Annotated in this window: 16 protein-coding genes; 5 read left to right on the top strand and 11 right to left on the bottom strand. The window is 33.6% G+C overall.

Going from position 1 to position 14,910, the window contains the following annotated elements:
* Position 1: 1 nt before the first annotated feature.
* Complete coding sequence (rsmH, locus tag ABJD27_RS15090; RefSeq protein ID WP_348167970.1) at positions 2–898, bottom strand: 16S rRNA (cytosine(1402)-N(4))-methyltransferase RsmH; 897 nt, start codon at positions 896–898, stop codon at positions 2–4.
* Positions 885–1,358 (bottom strand): division/cell wall cluster transcriptional repressor MraZ, encoded by a 474-nt coding sequence (gene mraZ, locus ABJD27_RS15085; protein ID WP_348167967.1) that lies wholly within the window; start codon positions 1,356–1,358, stop codon positions 885–887. The genes rsmH and mraZ overlap by 14 nt, the downstream gene beginning before the upstream one ends.
* 307 nt (positions 1,359–1,665) lie before the next feature.
* Here mraZ and ABJD27_RS15080 point away from each other — a divergent pair, with 307 nt between their 5' ends.
* Positions 1,666–2,430 carry an alpha/beta hydrolase gene (locus ABJD27_RS15080; RefSeq protein ID WP_348167964.1) on the top strand — a complete coding sequence of 255 codons (765 nt, stop codon included), beginning with the start codon at positions 1,666–1,668 and terminating at the stop codon, positions 2,428–2,430.
* Between the two features lie 13 nt (positions 2,431–2,443).
* The gene (gene yihA / locus ABJD27_RS15075) at positions 2,444–3,049 is read left to right on the top strand and encodes a ribosome biogenesis GTP-binding protein YihA/YsxC (protein WP_348167962.1); all 606 of its coding nucleotides are present in this window, start codon (positions 2,444–2,446) and stop codon (positions 3,047–3,049) included.
* Between the two features lie 15 nt (positions 3,050–3,064).
* Here the strand turns inward: yihA and ABJD27_RS15070 are convergent, their stop codons facing one another.
* From ABJD27_RS15070 to gldB, 3 genes are all read right to left on the bottom strand, one after another.
* Positions 3,065–3,397 carry a GTPase gene (locus ABJD27_RS15070; RefSeq protein WP_348167959.1) on the bottom strand — a complete coding sequence of 111 codons (333 nt, stop codon included), beginning with the start codon at positions 3,395–3,397 and terminating at the stop codon, positions 3,065–3,067.
* Between the two features lie 96 nt (positions 3,398–3,493).
* Positions 3,494–3,829 (bottom strand): gliding motility protein GldC, encoded by a 336-nt coding sequence (gldC, locus tag ABJD27_RS15065; RefSeq protein WP_348167956.1) that lies wholly within the window; start codon positions 3,827–3,829, stop codon positions 3,494–3,496.
* Between the two features lie 2 nt (positions 3,830–3,831).
* The gene (gldB, locus tag ABJD27_RS15060) at positions 3,832–4,785 is read right to left on the bottom strand and encodes a gliding motility lipoprotein GldB (RefSeq protein WP_348167953.1); all 954 of its coding nucleotides are present in this window, start codon (positions 4,783–4,785) and stop codon (positions 3,832–3,834) included.
* Positions 4,786–4,893: 108 nt separating this feature from the next.
* Between gldB and nadE the strand changes: the two genes are divergently transcribed.
* Entirely contained in the window at positions 4,894–5,685 is a 792-nt protein-coding gene (gene nadE / locus ABJD27_RS15055) for an NAD(+) synthase (RefSeq protein WP_348167950.1), read from the top strand.
* A 123-nt stretch (positions 5,686–5,808) separates the two neighbouring features.
* Complete coding sequence (locus ABJD27_RS15050) at positions 5,809–6,450, top strand: response regulator transcription factor (protein WP_348167947.1); 642 nt, start codon at positions 5,809–5,811, stop codon at positions 6,448–6,450.
* Here the strand turns inward: ABJD27_RS15050 and dnaG are convergent.
* The 6 genes from dnaG to rsmG all read right to left on the bottom strand — a co-directional run bounded on the left by dnaG (position 6,447) and on the right by rsmG (position 13,606).
* Positions 6,447–8,426, bottom strand: a complete 1,980-nt coding sequence (dnaG, locus tag ABJD27_RS15045) for a DNA primase (RefSeq protein ID WP_348167944.1) — start codon at positions 8,424–8,426, stop codon at positions 6,447–6,449. The genes ABJD27_RS15050 and dnaG overlap by 4 nt on opposite strands.
* 169 nt (positions 8,427–8,595) lie before the next feature.
* Complete coding sequence (locus ABJD27_RS15040; protein ID WP_348167941.1) at positions 8,596–10,041, bottom strand: aminotransferase class V-fold PLP-dependent enzyme; 1,446 nt, start codon at positions 10,039–10,041, stop codon at positions 8,596–8,598.
* A 277-nt stretch (positions 10,042–10,318) separates the two neighbouring features.
* Positions 10,319–11,356: a hypothetical protein gene (locus ABJD27_RS15035; protein ID WP_348167938.1), complete on the bottom strand. Its 1,038-nt coding sequence runs from the start codon at positions 11,354–11,356 to the stop codon at positions 10,319–10,321.
* Between the two features lie 72 nt (positions 11,357–11,428).
* The gene (locus tag ABJD27_RS15030) at positions 11,429–12,274 is read right to left on the bottom strand and encodes a hypothetical protein (protein WP_348167935.1); all 846 of its coding nucleotides are present in this window, start codon (positions 12,272–12,274) and stop codon (positions 11,429–11,431) included.
* Positions 12,261–12,821, bottom strand: coding sequence for an RNA polymerase sigma factor (locus tag ABJD27_RS15025; protein ID WP_348167932.1), 561 nt, complete (start codon positions 12,819–12,821; stop codon positions 12,261–12,263). The genes ABJD27_RS15030 and ABJD27_RS15025 overlap by 14 nt, the downstream gene beginning before the upstream one ends.
* Positions 12,822–12,976: 155 nt before the next feature.
* Positions 12,977–13,606 carry a 16S rRNA (guanine(527)-N(7))-methyltransferase RsmG gene (gene rsmG, locus ABJD27_RS15020; RefSeq protein WP_348168069.1) on the bottom strand — a complete coding sequence of 210 codons (630 nt, stop codon included), beginning with the start codon at positions 13,604–13,606 and terminating at the stop codon, positions 12,977–12,979.
* A gap of 215 nt (positions 13,607–13,821) precedes the next feature.
* On the opposite strand from rsmG, the gene ABJD27_RS15015 reads away from it, so the two are divergent.
* Positions 13,822–14,910, top strand: coding sequence for an acyl-CoA desaturase (locus ABJD27_RS15015; protein WP_348167929.1), 1,089 nt, complete (start codon positions 13,822–13,824; stop codon positions 14,908–14,910).

Raw genomic sequence — 14,910 nt, 5'->3', positions numbered from 1 at the left:
ATTATATACGCTCTGCTATACGCAGCTTTGCACTTCGTGCTCTATTATTCTGTTTTATTTCTTTATGATCTGGAATAATTAGTTTTCCCACTTTTTTAAATGGCACTTCAAAATTGCCATACATATCTTTTTCTGGCTCTCCTTCAAACAGTCCATTTCTTATATATCGTTTTACAAGTCTATCTTCAAGTGAGTGATAGGAAATCAAGCTTATACGTCCATCGGTTTCTAACAATTGCTCCGTTTGTAACAAGAATTCCTTTAACACTTCTATCTCCTGATTTACTTCAATACGTATCGCTTGGTATATTTGCGCTAGGATTTTATGCTCCCTATGTTTTGGCAAAAAAGGACGTAGTACTTCTTTAAGTTGCTCACTTGTTTTGATAGGGGTTTCTTTTCTATCATCTAGTATTGTTCTAGCAATTTTGGGTGCATTACGCAACTCTCCATATTGCCAGAAAACTTGACGCAATGCCTCTTCTTCATATTCATTTATCACATGATATGCAGAAAGCGCATCATTTTGATTCATACGCATATCAAGATCACTCTCAAATCGTGTAGAAAACCCTCGTTCTGCAACATCAAACTGATGTGAAGACACTCCAAAATCTCCTAGAATACCATCTACTTTTTTTATTCCATTAAACCTCAAGAAACGTTTAACATATCTAAAATTCTCAGGAATAAGTGTAAATCGATCATCGTCAATACTATTTTGTTGAGCATCACGATCTTGATCAAAAGCAAAAAGCTTCCCTCCACTACCGAGTCTTTTCATAATCTCCCTAGAATGTCCACCGCCGCCAAAAGTCACATCAACATAAACCCCATTAGGTTTTATATCGAGACCATCTACCGTCTCGCGTAGCAATACAGGATTATGATACTCCATCTACTTCATCGTTTTGATCACCCATTACTTCTTCAGCTAAATCTGCAAAATCTAGTGTCGCCTCGTCAATTGCTTTTTCATAAAGTTCTTTATCCCATATTTCCAAAACATTAATCGCTGCATTTACAACAATTTCTTTCTTGGTTTGAGCAAAAGCATGCAAATCTTTAGAAATCAATATTCGTCCAGACCCATCAATTTCTACAGGCTTCAATCCTGCATTAAAACGACGAATAAATTCATCATTTTTCTTATTAAAACGATTAAGCTTATTTACCTTTTGAGATACGGCATTCCATTCTGCCATAGGATACAACTCCAGACATCTTTGAAACACAGCTCGTTTAAGCACAAACCCATCCTGAAGGACAGAAGCTAGCTGCTTTTTAAACGCTTGAGGCAGCATCAATCTACCTTTTGCATCTATTTTACACTCGTATGTTCCGATTAAGTTAAGCACTGATTTTTCTAAGAAATCTGATTTATTGATCAAATATATAAGAAAAAACTGCACATTTTACCACTTTATTGCACTTTGTTGATAAGTTTTACCACCACAGGCACTTTATAAACAAACTGTTCATAAATCAATCAGGGTAAACTTGTGTACGCTTTCGCGAAAGCATTTATCAAACTTTTAACTTTCACATTAGATAGTTTCTCCAAAAAAACACGACAACTTTTTACTTATAAACCATTTACAAAAAAAGATTACAATACAAGGGAAATACCTATATTTGCCATTAAGCCTAGGCCTAACCACAACTATGAAACACAATCTAAAAACCGAAGGTAAATTCACTTATTTAGAAGAAGGTGAAGGCACTCCTATCATCATATTACACGGACTGATGGGTGGTTTAAGTAACTTTGATGCTGTTACCAACTTTTTTTCTGAGCGTGGATACAAAGTGGTGATTCCAGAATTACCTGTATACTCTATGCCTCTTTTAAAAACAGGTGTAAAGAGTTTTGCCAAGTATCTAAAAGAGTTTATAGATCTTAAAGAATACAAAGAAGTTATACTTCTGGGTAATTCTATGGGAGGTCACGTAGCATTATATCACTCAAAAGTATATCCAGAAAAAATAAAAGGACTTGTTATCACAGGAAGTTCTGGTTTATACGAGAGCGCGATGGGAGAAAGTTACCCTAAACGTGGTGATTATGAGTATATTAAAAAGAAGGCGCAGGGTGTTTTTTACAATCCTGATATTGCCACAAAAGAGATTGTAGATGAGGTATACGACACTGTAAATGATCGTAACAAACTATTAAAAACGCTGGCTATTGCAAAAAGTGCTATTCGTCATAATATGGCACAAGATTTACCGGAAATGCATACGCCTACGTGTATTATTTGGGGAAAACAAGATAACGTTACTCCTCCAGAGGTAGCAGAAGATTTTAACAAATTACTTCCGGACTCTGATTTATTCTGGATAGATAAATGTGGTCATGCTGCTATGATGGAGCAACCAGATTCTTTTAATGACATACTACTTGACTGGTTAAAAAATCGTAGTTTCTAATACATTTAGTATCATGCAAATCAAGTCGGCTGAATTTGTGGTAAGCAACTCAGAAGTTGCCAAATGTCCAAACACAATGATCCCTGAGTACGCCTTTATAGGCAGGTCTAATGTCGGGAAGTCCTCTTTAATCAATATGCTTACTAGCAAAAAGAGCCTTGCAAAAACTTCTGGAAGACCTGGAAAGACACAACTTATTAATCATTTTTTGATTAATAAAAATTGGCACCTTGTCGATCTTCCTGGTTATGGATATGCACGTGTTTCTAAAAAAAATAAAAAGTATTTCCAAAAATTCATTACTGATTATTTTGAAAAACGAAAGCAATTAATCTCTGCATTTGTATTGGTAGATTGCAGACATGAACCTCAACCTATAGATACTGCTTTTATGGAGTATTTAGGAGAGCGACAAATACCTTTCTCTATTATATTTACTAAAGCAGACAAGCTTAAACCACAAGCACTCGAACGCAATGTAGAAGAGTACAAACAAGCACTTCTATCTGATGTCTGGATGGAGTTCCCTAATTATTTTATTAGTAGTGCCTCTAAAACCATAGGGCAAGACGAAATTCTAAATTATATAGAAGAAATCAATTCCAATTTAGAACGTTAGTTATTATTTAATAATCTATAAACCTGACTTCTCTACAGATTTATTCGTATTCAAAAATGTCTTTATATTTTCAATTAACTCCTCTACCGTTTTTATTTCTTTAAAAATAGCTGCAGTTATAAAAGGCTCTAATCTTTCCCCATCTGAATAAAGGATGATTGGAAACGTATATTTAGACAACCATTTTGATTTATACTTAGAAAGGAATTCATCTTTATGATAAAATTCCATTTCAATAAAGTTTGAATTTCTAAAATCCTTCCACTTATTTTTCTCTGTAAAACTTCCATGAGTCAAGGCACATAAATCACATTCATAAGTAGTTGGACTCACAACTTTATGAGCCATGTCTAGCCATGAATTTATAAGACCTGAATTCGCATTGTATACAAAGATTAATTTTCTCACATTTAAAATAAGATTTCTTAATTATTTGATCTTTTATTATTTTTTAAGATCAAGATGTTTTGCAAAATAATCACAAAAATCTTGCATTGTATCACTCATTTTATCATTTCCTGTAGCTCTCCTAAAAGTATTAGTCATCCCAACAAGTGTCTGATGAAAAAAGACTTGCATCTCATCTACTGGCATATCTTTAGTCCATAAATCTATACTCACAGCTTCTTGAGCTTCATGGTCCCATAATGAAAGTAACATGGCTCTTGCAGATTCATTTGCAACACCTCCATCTCTAGCGGTCCAAGCCATTTTTTCAGGAACTCTGTTTTCATCAAGCTCTACCGCTATTTTAATATCTGTTTTATGTGTAAGCGCCATAATTAAGGTTTGTATTTTGCATTATTAAATATAGTTTCCCCATCCAGTAATAACATATTTTTAAGAGGAACATCATTGTTTGACATATAGGAAGCAACAATTTTATACCCCATATACCTTCCTATTCTCCCTGGGGTTTCATTATCAAATTCTAAATAGAACTTAGAAAATGGAGCAGGATCTATAAATCTTGCTACTAATTTTTTATCTGTACTAAATAAGATTTTACTCGATACAAAGTACTCCCACATATTAATTTCATTTTCTTTTACAAATGAATACTCTTCTGGAGTATATGAAAAAATCTCATTCGTAGCTTTCTGACTAAGAAATAATTCCATGAGGTATAATTGTTTTCCTTCGTATACAATCTGCTCTAGAAAGGTAGATATCTGAGGTCTAGGCGTTTGTGTTTTTGCAAAAGCCATAGCTACATCAACATCTATTTGTTCTTCTCTGTGGTTTTTTGTATAAAATTTTGGTATCCCTCCATAAAAGTGATGATCTTCACCTAAATATGTAGATAGTGAAAGAAACAAAAGACTATCTGCCAAAATAACTTTGTTACGATAATCTACATCTGTAGCAACTGCTATTGTTTTAGGGACTGTTGCTTGCGGAAAGTAATATTTAATATGTTTAAAAAGCAACTCTAAATCTTCTTGAGTTTTATTTATATCCAAAAACACCTTAAAAACTTCTTCCTCTACTTCTTTTTGAAGTGTATCTTTAATTTTTTGTTCCCAGTAAGCATCATCATAACGCGTAGAAAATAAATAAGGATACGTCTGCTTAAGAGACGGAAGACCTTTTGGGGTTATTTTAGAAAAAGTAATATCAAAGCGATCTATCTCAATATTTACAGGAATAGCCGCAATATCTGGATTCAATTGTTTATCATCATGACAACTCACAATGATGAGTAAAATCAAAACAATGCCAAGTAATTTCTTCATGTGAATTTGTATCTTTATACTTCTTTAAACGCAAGAAAATAAAATTCATTTTTTGACCTGCAATTTTTAAGGTGCAAAAATACGAGTTACAAACTTAAACACATACATATGCAAGCCGATAAAGTAGTAGATTACATAGTCACATGGTTAAAAGAATATGCCACAAATGCTAAAATGAGTGGTTTTGTTGTAGGAATAAGTGGAGGTATAGATAGTGCCTTAACATCTACATTATGTGCAAAAACAGGGTTTCCCACCTTATGTATAGAGATGCCTATTCACCAAGCACAGAGCCAAGTATCTAGAGGACAAGAACACATTGCACAACTTAAAGAAAGGTATCCAAATGTATCAAGCGTGGAAGTAAATCTCACCACATTTTTTGAAACCTTCAAAACATCTGTCCCTGATAATTCTGACCATGAAAATCTATTTCTAAGTCTTGCAAATGCGCGTGCTAGAATGAGAATGACAACCTTATATTACTTTGCAGGATTACATAAATATCTAGTTGCTGGAACAGGAAACAAAGTAGAAGATTTTGGTGTTGGATTTTACACAAAATATGGAGACGGTGGCGTGGACTTAAGCCCTATTGCTGATCTCATGAAATCTGAGGTATACAAACTAGCAAAAGCTGTTCAAGTACCGTCTAGCATACAAGAAGCAAAACCTACTGATGGATTATGGGGAGATGATCGCACAGATGAAGACCAAATAGGAGCCACTTATGATCAACTAGAATGGGCCATGAAACAAGACGAAATAGGAAGAATTGACACCGATTTTGAAGGGGAAGAAAAGCGTGTTTTTACCCTGTATAAAAAGCTAAATAATGCAAACCAACACAAAATGACCCCAATACCTATATGCGAAATACCCGTTCATCTATTTAAATAATCATTTTATCGATTTGTATTCAAAAACTGCAACATCTGAATCTTTTCTTTGTAAGTTTGAGAACCCTAAACAAGTTCCCCCCTTAATTGACTTGTTCTGTAACATATTGAAACACATATCGCCATGGACAAAGTTCTGATTGCGGATCATCACCCTATTACAAGAAAGGGGATTACCTCAATTTTAAACACGGAAGGAAATTACGAAGTCACGCATTCTATAAGTGATGGAAATGATTTATTAAAGATCCTTACCAAAACCGAAGTGGATATTCTTATACTTGAAATAGATATCCCAAACCTTAACAGCATTACTGCAATAAAAGCAATAAAGCGTGAGTTCCCGCATGTTAAAATTCTTGTCTTAAGCTGTCATCCTGAAGAAATGTATGCACTAAGTGCTATTAAATATGGTGCCGCTGGATATGTTTCAAAAACTGCATCTCTACAAAGAGTACTTGATGCAATAAATCAAATTCAACGAGGTGGCATCTATCTTAACGAAGCCTTAAGTAAACGTCTTATAAGTGATGGTAATACAACACAAGGGCTTGCTTATAAATACATGAAGCTATCAAGTAGGGAAATTGAAGTTCTTAACTTACTATCCAATGGGAAACGCAACAAAGAGATTGCTGCAAATTTAAATATCAATGAGAAAACAGTAAGCACGTACAAAATGCGTTTACTTAAAAAATTAGAAGCTCAAAATGTTGCCGAATTAATAAAACACGCTCGTTTATTACAAAATACAACGAATCTTTAATTCATTTTTGCGGAGAACACTCTTCCTAATTTTTCATGTATTAACTTTTTAAGGTTAATATAATCTTTAATGTCACTTAAAAGTTCACTATTACTAGATGTACTAGAAACCTCTATAGATAAGTTATTTATTTTTTTTGCTATTAAGTACCCTCTTAAACTCAAGACAATTTCTGACACAAACTGTGCAATTGACTTATCTCTAGTCTTCACATATACTTCCCTATCTACCCATCGGTGTAGGTCATATTTTTCATAACTGAGAATAATATTTGAAATTTCAGATGCTTCTTCGGGAGCTAATTCGTTAATAAACGTTTCAATTTTAAAATTATCATCTTGATGCAATTGCTCTATAATTTTTGCATACAAAGACCTAAACAGATCATTTGTAAATGCTACTTCATCATCTTGCAAATCAAGATATATTTTCTCAAAAACTTTTGATTTATTTACAACAGGTTCTAATTCTAAGCGCCCATCTTCCGTCTCTGTCAATACAAGATCTTCAAAATCTTCTTCTACCTGTCCATATAACAATAAAGCCTCTATAAGTTTACGTTCCAACTCATATAGTACATCTACTTTCTCGACCTGACTAATAACTTGATCTGGTACTACAGAAAAAGGTTTTGAAGCAGGACTATCCTTCCCTTTCTTAACAGCTTCTTTTCTATTCTTATTAAGAATTTGAGCAAGCGTATCATACAATACCGATTCAGAAACCTCCATAATACGAGAACATTCCTGCACGTAGATTTCTCGCTTTATGGTATCTGGTATTTTTGAAATACTCTCTACCATATCACGCACAGTGCTTGCTTTCTTTATTGGATCACCTGCTGCTTCTTCTACCAGAAGATTTGCTTTATACTGAATAAAATCTTTTGCATTATCATTAAAATATGCAAGAATTTCTTCTTTAGTATGCTTTCGCGAAAAACTATCAGGATCTTCCCCTTCTGGAAAAGAGCACACTTTTACATTCATGCCTTGTTCAAGAATCAAATCAATTCCTCGTATTGCCGCTCGTTGTCCAGCCGCATCACCATCAAAAAGTACTGTAATGTTTTTTGTTAATCTATTAATAAGACGTATTTGCTCTGGTGTAAGTGCTGTTCCTGAAGAAGAGACTACATTTTCAATTCCAGATTGATGCATCTGAATAACATCTGTATACCCTTCTACTAAGTAACAATTATCTTCTTTTGCTATAGATTGTTTTGCATAATAAATACCATACAAAACCTTACTCTTATAGTATATATCACTCTCTGGAGAGTTGAGATATTTTGCTGCTTTTTTATTGCTCGTCAAAATACGCCCCCCAAAACCTAGTACACGCCCACTCATAGAGTGGATAGGAAACATCACACGTCCTTTAAAACGATCAAACTGTTTTTCTTCTTTTACTATTGTAAGTCCCGTTTTCTCTAAAAATTCAAGCTTATATCCTTTACGTAATGCTTCACTAGTAAAAGCATCCCACTCATCTATATTATATCCTAATTGAAATTTCTTTACCGTATCTGCTGTAAATCCTCTTTCTTTAAAATAAGTACCGCCTATTGCTTTTCCTTGTTCTGAGTTAAGCAATGTATTATGATAATAATCTCGAGCATACTCACTAACCAAGTACAAACTTTCTCTTGTATTTGCTTGTTCTTTTTGCTCATCACTTTGCTCAGTTTCCTCTATCTCTATATTATATTTTTTTGCTAGATACTTTATAGCTTCTGGATATGTAAAGTGTTCATGTTCCATCAAAAAAGCAACAGAATTCCCTCCTTTTCCACTAGAGAAATCTTTCCATATTTGTTTTACAGGAGACACCATAAAGCTTGGTGTTCGTTCATCAGAGAATGGGCTCAAGCCTTTAAAATTACTTCCTGATTTTTTAAGAACAACAAAGTCTCCTATCACCTCCTCTACGCGAGCGGTTTCAAATACTTTGTCTATGGTTTCTTTTGAGATCAAGATGTGGATGGATATTGGTCTGTAAAAATAAGGAATTTTAAGAGGGATCGGACAGAGAAGTATACGCTTTCGCGAAAGCGTACTTATCTAATGTATCCAATATCACTTTGAATTTTAAGATATTCGTAAAACATGCAGTATAGAATAGATTCTCTATCACATTATGCAATCAGACTTCAAAATGTTCTTTCGTCATAGACAAGCAACTCTTTATCATATCAATAGCCTCATCTATCGTTGTCATTTTTGTTCTAAATGAAAGTATTGCCATTCTAATAACAAATCTACCATCAATTCTTGTTGAACTTAAAAACACACTCCCATCTTGATGAATTAATTCCATTAGTTTTTCATTAAAGGCATCCTCGTTTACTTCTTGTATAGGATACCAAAAATAACTTACTGACAAATCAGGTTCTGGTCCCAATTCAAAACCAATTTTATCTAATTGATTTCTAAAATACGTGGTTAACAAAAGTTTTTCATCCAAGCAAGCAACAAAAGGTTTTAATCCATGAAGTTGAAGAGGTAGCCACAATCTTAATCCCCTAAAATGTTTTGTTAACTCTGGTGACACATCTGCTGGGTTAATTTGCATATCTGTGACAGCATCTTGCATATAATTTGCTGTATAATGATGAGAATGAAAAACAGCTTTCTTATCTTTTATTAAAACAGCTCCTAATCCATAAGGTATAAATAAACCTTTATGCGGATCGATGACTAGGGAATCTGCCATCTCAATTCCCTTAAACAAGTTTTTCCTCTCTTCATTAAGTATAAAAAAACCTCCATATGCCCCATCAATATGATACCATAAATTATGCTGTCTTGCAATACTCCCTATTTCTTCCAGAGGGTCTACCGCACCTGTATCTGTTGTTCCTGCAGATGCAATGACCATAAATGGGTTAAGCCCATCACTAAGGTCTTGCTCTACGATTTCATTTAATTTTTCTGAATCAATTTTTGACAATTCATCAAGTACTAACAAACGAATTTGTATATCCTCCATTCCTATAATCCGAATAGCTTTATGGATACAATGATGCACTTGAGGACTCATATAGATAACACTTTTTGTTATCCTATCATTTTTAATTTCATGCTTATCTCTAGCTGCTGTTAAAGCAATTAAATTAGCTATCGATCCTCCTGAAGTTAGATTCCCGATGGCATCTTTAGGGAAACCAAATATACCCTTCATCCAATCTAACAATTCATTTTCTATGGTTACTGCTCCTGGAGAACCAAAATACATGCCTGCATATTCATTTGTAAAAGCTGCTATAAAATCGGCTAGAGCTGCTGTATAGATTCCTCCGCCAGGAATATAACCAAGATGACCTCCTGACGCTGGTTTTATTCCTTGATCTGCAACCTCAGAAGTATACATTTCTAACAAAGCAGACAACGAGCGTTTCTCAGAATCAATCTTTAACTTATGATTATCTACCTCTCCCTCACTATACGCCGGCTTTATTTTTAAAGTCTCTATAAAGGCATTTGCATAGGCCTGAACTTCTTGATTTAAGGAATCTCTTTCTTTTCTAGTAGGTTCTAATTCTTTTGATATTTTTTCTAATGCTATTATTCTATCAATTAGGTTTTCCATAGATTTTTGGTTGTTACTCAAAGATAGTTCATATCACATAATTCTTCATTACGAGACAGTCATCTATAAAAAGCAGTTACCGTTCAATCATGTACATTTTAGCACAACTCTTTTGATGTCTAGATTATATGATAAAAAGTACGCTTTCGCGAAAGCGTAAAAACGGAGTATCAATTTTATATAAAGACATAAAATTCATTAAAAAAAATTCTGCTTTCGCGAAAGCGTATAGCCTTCACAAAAACAGAATTTCAATAAAACAAAGTAGCAAATTTATTTAATCCAGGTCAAAACGAAGTCCTAAAGAAACATTACGTTGATCTACTGGGCTATTTTCAAAAATAGTATTCAAGTCATACTTTGCATAAATCCCTATATTATCCCAACCTATATAACCACTCAATCCATATACAAAGTCATTTACCTCAAAATCTCCTCTTTCCTTTTCTTTTACCTTATTCCCGTCTCTACTAAATTTCAGTTTTTGCAATGTCCCAATATTTAAACCCGCATATCCTCCTAAGCCAATTTTCAGTTTATTGTGTGTAGAGTACCAGCTAGAATCATCTTTTACATGTTTTTTATAAGGACCAAATTCAAAGTGAAATGGAATCACAAGGTTATCTATTCTGAATTTACTCTTATCCAAGTCTTCGTCAAATTCCTGTAAAACCGTTTGTCCATTTTCTTCTACAAAATATCTATTGCCAGTAGGCTTTAGTCCGTTAAATTGAAATGAAAAACCATACTTAATACGTAACCAAGGATCATTTTTAAATACTCTAGTTGTCCATGCCCATCCTAGTTCTGCAAAACGACTTCCTGCAACTCTATAAGGAGAATCATCCAATCCTTGTCCATCTATAATTGCATTATTAAAACCTACTGCAAAAACAAAGTCCGAACGGGTTCTTCTGTTGTGATTTACAGTACGTGCTTTATTTTTCCTCTTATTAATAACAACACGAAATATACTATTATCATCCCTTAAGATGTCTTCATCAGTTTTATTACGTTTTAATAATGCAATCTGATTATCAAGAATAGCAACTCTATTTTCAATATTTAAAGCACGTTTTTCCGCCGCTTCTTTTTTAAGTCTATTAGCTTCTATTTCTGTTATTTTTTTTTCTTCAAGTTCTTTCATAATTGCTTTTACTTCTTCTCGTAAAGCTTCTTTTTCTAACTCGACAATTTCTTGTTTACGTGCTTCTAATACTTCTATTTTCTCTTCAATAGTTTCATCTTGCGCATGTACATTTTGGACAAAGAGTCCCATGGTCGCCACTAGGGCGAAGAGTATCATTTTTTTCATAATTGTGTGTTTTTATGCTTTTGGAATTATGCTTGATTATAGCTTTCTCAAAAGCGAATTGATGAATTCCTTTTAATTGTTTCTATTTACTACCGCGTCTCTTGTTTTTTCAAACCCTTCGACAACTGCTTCAAATATTTTGTTTCTAAAAGATACTGGAGCTATCTCTGCCTCTACGTCTAGGAGCAAAGCATTTGCATTTACTTTATTTGTCTTTTGATTAAATATTTGCTTGCTTATAATTTCTCTTTGTGCATTCTTAAGTAGTTCTTCAATTTCTGCATCAGTAATTGATTCTTTATTTTCTACCTGAGCAATAACTTCTTCTACTTTTTGTGTAATCACTTTATTTAATTCTTCATCTATGATGATTGCAGGAGTATCTTTCTTATCTATATTTTCAGAAGTTACAATTGCATTTTCTACAGAAGGCTTTATTTCTTGAACAGATTCTTGTTTTGTTTTTTCTTCAGGGAGAGTACCCACTATACTTTCAGAATTCTTTTGAGTATTATTTATATTACTCTTAGTAAATTCTTGAGTTTTTAAGAGTGCTTTTTCTTCCTTAATTTCTTCATCTTCTATGATTGCCACCTCCTCTTCTTTTTCTTCTACCAATTCTTGTTGAGGTGTTACAATCTCTTCAGGGTTTACAAAAATACTTTCTCTATTAACCTCATTAGTATCTACGACTGTCGGACCTTGATCAGTCATGTCATTTTGAAAGAATAAAACAGCCATTAACACCCCTCCTACAAAACTTGCAGCAATAGACATCCATAAAACACGTTTACTTTTCTTTACTCCTTGCTCAGCGTCAAGTTTTGAAGAAATACGGTCCCAAGCGGCCATTGTAGGCTCGATAGTGCGTTCTTCTAGACGCTCTTTCATGTTATCTTCTAGCTTAATCGGTGCCATAACTTAATTTATTTTCTGCATTCAACTTAGATTGTAATAGTTTACGCGCTTTAAACAATTGTGATTTTGAAGTACTTTCAGAAATACCTAATGATTTTGCTATCTCTTGATGTTTGTAACCTTCTATCGCATACATAACAAAAACAACGCGATATCCTTCTGGCAAATCATCAATAAGTTGCTGGATATGTGCAATATCTAATTCGCTTTTTATATTATTTACACTGTCTCCTGTCTCAAAATCACCATCATCAGAGAAATACAATTTTTTTATAGTGCGCAAATACGAAATGCTTTCTCTTACCATAATTCTTCGCATCCAACCTTCAAAACTTCCTTCTGCCTTAAAACTATGTAAGTGCGTAAACACTTTTAGAAACCCATTACACATAGCCTCTTCGGCTTGATGAATATCTTTTATATAATACCTACAAACACTCAGCATTTTTGGCGAGTGCAACTCATACAGTCGTCGCTGAGCAGCACGATCCTGCTTAATCGCCTTCTTAATAAGTTGCTTTTCGTTTGTAAATTGTATGACTTTCATCAATTATAAAAGATGGTTTCTATTTACATAGACGCAACACTTTCTAAAAAGGTTGCCTCAGGAAATAAAAAAATACAAAAATAATTCCTATCACTCTTCAATTAGTTCATTAACACGGAGATAATCGCTTGATATTTTTTAGATTATAAATAGTTTTACCCTTTATATTTTATAGGAAGATGTACTACTTTCTTGGTTTCGAAGAAGTCTTCTGTATAGTAGTCTGTTAAGTTATATATTTGAGCTGTTGTATATTTTGCGAGTTCTTCTGTAAGGTCTCCTCCTTTAAGATAGAGAATACCATTTTTAAGTTCGTGCTCGCTTTTCTTTTTTACATGTCCTTTTATCCAACGAACAAATGTTTCCATTTGAGCTACAGCTCTACTAACCACAAAATCATATTGACCAGGTACGTTTTCTACGCGATCATTTGTCGTTTTTACGTTTGTAATCCCTAGTCCAGCAACTACCTCGTCTACCACTTTTATCTTCTTACCTATACTATCTACGAGATGAAATTGAGTTTCTGGAAATAAGATAGCAAGAGGAACTCCTGGAAAACCACCTCCCGTACCTACATCTAGCACTTGCGCTCCAGCCTTAAATTCCATAACCTTAGCAATCCCTAATGAATGTAGTACATGACGCATATATATTTCATCTATATCCTTCCGGCTCACTACATTAATTTTTAAATTCCAATCTTTATACAAATCTTTAAGTAGCATAAATTGTGATTGCTGTTCTTCTGTAAGATTAGGGAAGTATTTTGTAATAATATCCATAGGTTGTATTTGTACGGCAAAAGTACCAAAAATCACACGTTAATTTTCAGATAATAAAGATTGGATTAGGGAATATATCATTATTTTTGTATTTAAGTTTTGAGTTTCCGCTTTTATAAAATCTACATAGTAGATCATACACGAGCCCCCCTTAAAACAACAAAAATTTCGCCTAATATATGTTATAAAAAACAAGGCCTTATTTTAAAAATATTATGGAGACTACTATTAAATTTTCACGCGCAGATTCAGCCAAATTCTTTAGAACATTAAATAAACGCGTAAATTCTTATTTCAAAGACAATAATATAAAACGTACAGGAAACTGGAAACTATACGGAAAAGCAATCGTTATGTTTTCTATATACCTTGTTCCTTATTTTTTATTCTTGACTCTTGATATGCCAGGATGGTTACAGTTGTTACTTACTGTATTGATGGGATTTGGTATGGCTGGTGTAGGTATGAATGTGATGCATGATGGTAATCACGGTTCGTTTTCTAGCAAAAAATGGGTTAATAAACTTATGGGAGGTAGTATCTATATCCTTGCTGGAAATGTCTATAATTGGCAAGTACAGCACAATGTACTTCATCACACATACACAAATATACATGGGCATGATGAAGATATGGAAGCTGGTCGAGTACTTCGTTTTTCTAAACATGGAGAATGGCACAAACACCATAAATTCCAACATTACTACTCATTTATCCTGTACGGATTATTAACAATAAACTGGGTAATTACTGCAGATATTACACAGATGAAACGTTATATTAAACGTAAACTGTCATACGGTAAACTACAAAGTCCTACAAAACAATGGAGCACGCTTGTTATCACAAAGCTCATTTACATAGGCATGTGGATTGTGATTCCTCTCATATTTTCTAATATCGTTTGGTGGAAAGTATTATTAGGATTTTTTATTATGCATTATACTGCTGGTGTTATTTTAAGCTTGATATTTCAACTAGCTCATATGGTAGAAGAGGCGCATATGCCTTTACCAGATGAAACTGGAACTATGAAAAACACTTGGGCTATTCACCAATTATTTACAACGGTAAATTTTTCTACGAAAAGCCGTATCATGAACTGGTTTTCTGGAGGATTAAATCATCAAGTAGAGCATCATATTTTTCCTCATATAAGTCATATACATTACAGTAAAATCAGTAAGATTGTAAGAGAAACTGCTAATGAGTTTAATCTTCCTTATTTTGAGTACAAAACAACTCGTAAAGCAATTATATCTCATTTCCGTCATTTACGAGAAATGGGAATGCAACCTGCTTAA

The organism is Dokdonia sp., from assembly GCF_039945015.1.
Lineage (GTDB): Bacteria > Bacteroidota > Bacteroidia > Flavobacteriales > Flavobacteriaceae > Dokdonia.
This window is presented reverse-complemented; position numbering and strand designations above follow the sequence as displayed.

What these genes read in the sequence shown, in the direction of transcription:
- rsmH (WP_348167970.1), bottom strand. Translation starts at nt 898, where the DNA reads ATGGAGTATCATAATCCTGTATTGCTACGCGAGACGGTAGATGGTCTC.
- ABJD27_RS15080 (WP_348167964.1), top strand. Translation starts at nt 1,666, where the DNA reads ATGAAACACAATCTAAAAACCGAAGGTAAATTCACTTATTTAGAAGAA.
- yihA (WP_348167962.1), top strand. Translation starts at nt 2,444, where the DNA reads ATGCAAATCAAGTCGGCTGAATTTGTGGTAAGCAACTCAGAAGTTGCC.
- ABJD27_RS15070 (WP_348167959.1), bottom strand. Translation starts at nt 3,397, where the DNA reads ATGGCTCATAAAGTTGTGAGTCCAACTACTTATGAATGTGATTTATGT.
- gldC (WP_348167956.1), bottom strand. Translation starts at nt 3,829, where the DNA reads ATGGCGCTTACACATAAAACAGATATTAAAATAGCGGTAGAGCTTGAT.
- gldB (WP_348167953.1), bottom strand. Translation starts at nt 4,785, where the DNA reads ATGAAGAAATTACTTGGCATTGTTTTGATTTTACTCATCATTGTGAGT.
- nadE (WP_348167950.1), top strand. Translation starts at nt 4,894, where the DNA reads ATGCAAGCCGATAAAGTAGTAGATTACATAGTCACATGGTTAAAAGAA.
- ABJD27_RS15050 (WP_348167947.1), top strand. Translation starts at nt 5,809, where the DNA reads ATGGACAAAGTTCTGATTGCGGATCATCACCCTATTACAAGAAAGGGG.
- ABJD27_RS15040 (WP_348167941.1), bottom strand. Translation starts at nt 10,041, where the DNA reads ATGGAAAACCTAATTGATAGAATAATAGCATTAGAAAAAATATCAAAA.
- ABJD27_RS15035 (WP_348167938.1), bottom strand. Translation starts at nt 11,356, where the DNA reads ATGAAAAAAATGATACTCTTCGCCCTAGTGGCGACCATGGGACTCTTT.
- ABJD27_RS15030 (WP_348167935.1), bottom strand. Translation starts at nt 12,274, where the DNA reads ATGGCACCGATTAAGCTAGAAGATAACATGAAAGAGCGTCTAGAAGAA.
- ABJD27_RS15025 (WP_348167932.1), bottom strand. Translation starts at nt 12,821, where the DNA reads ATGAAAGTCATACAATTTACAAACGAAAAGCAACTTATTAAGAAGGCG.
- rsmG (WP_348168069.1), bottom strand. Translation starts at nt 13,606, where the DNA reads ATGGATATTATTACAAAATACTTCCCTAATCTTACAGAAGAACAGCAA.
- ABJD27_RS15015 (WP_348167929.1), top strand. Translation starts at nt 13,822, where the DNA reads ATGGAGACTACTATTAAATTTTCACGCGCAGATTCAGCCAAATTCTTT.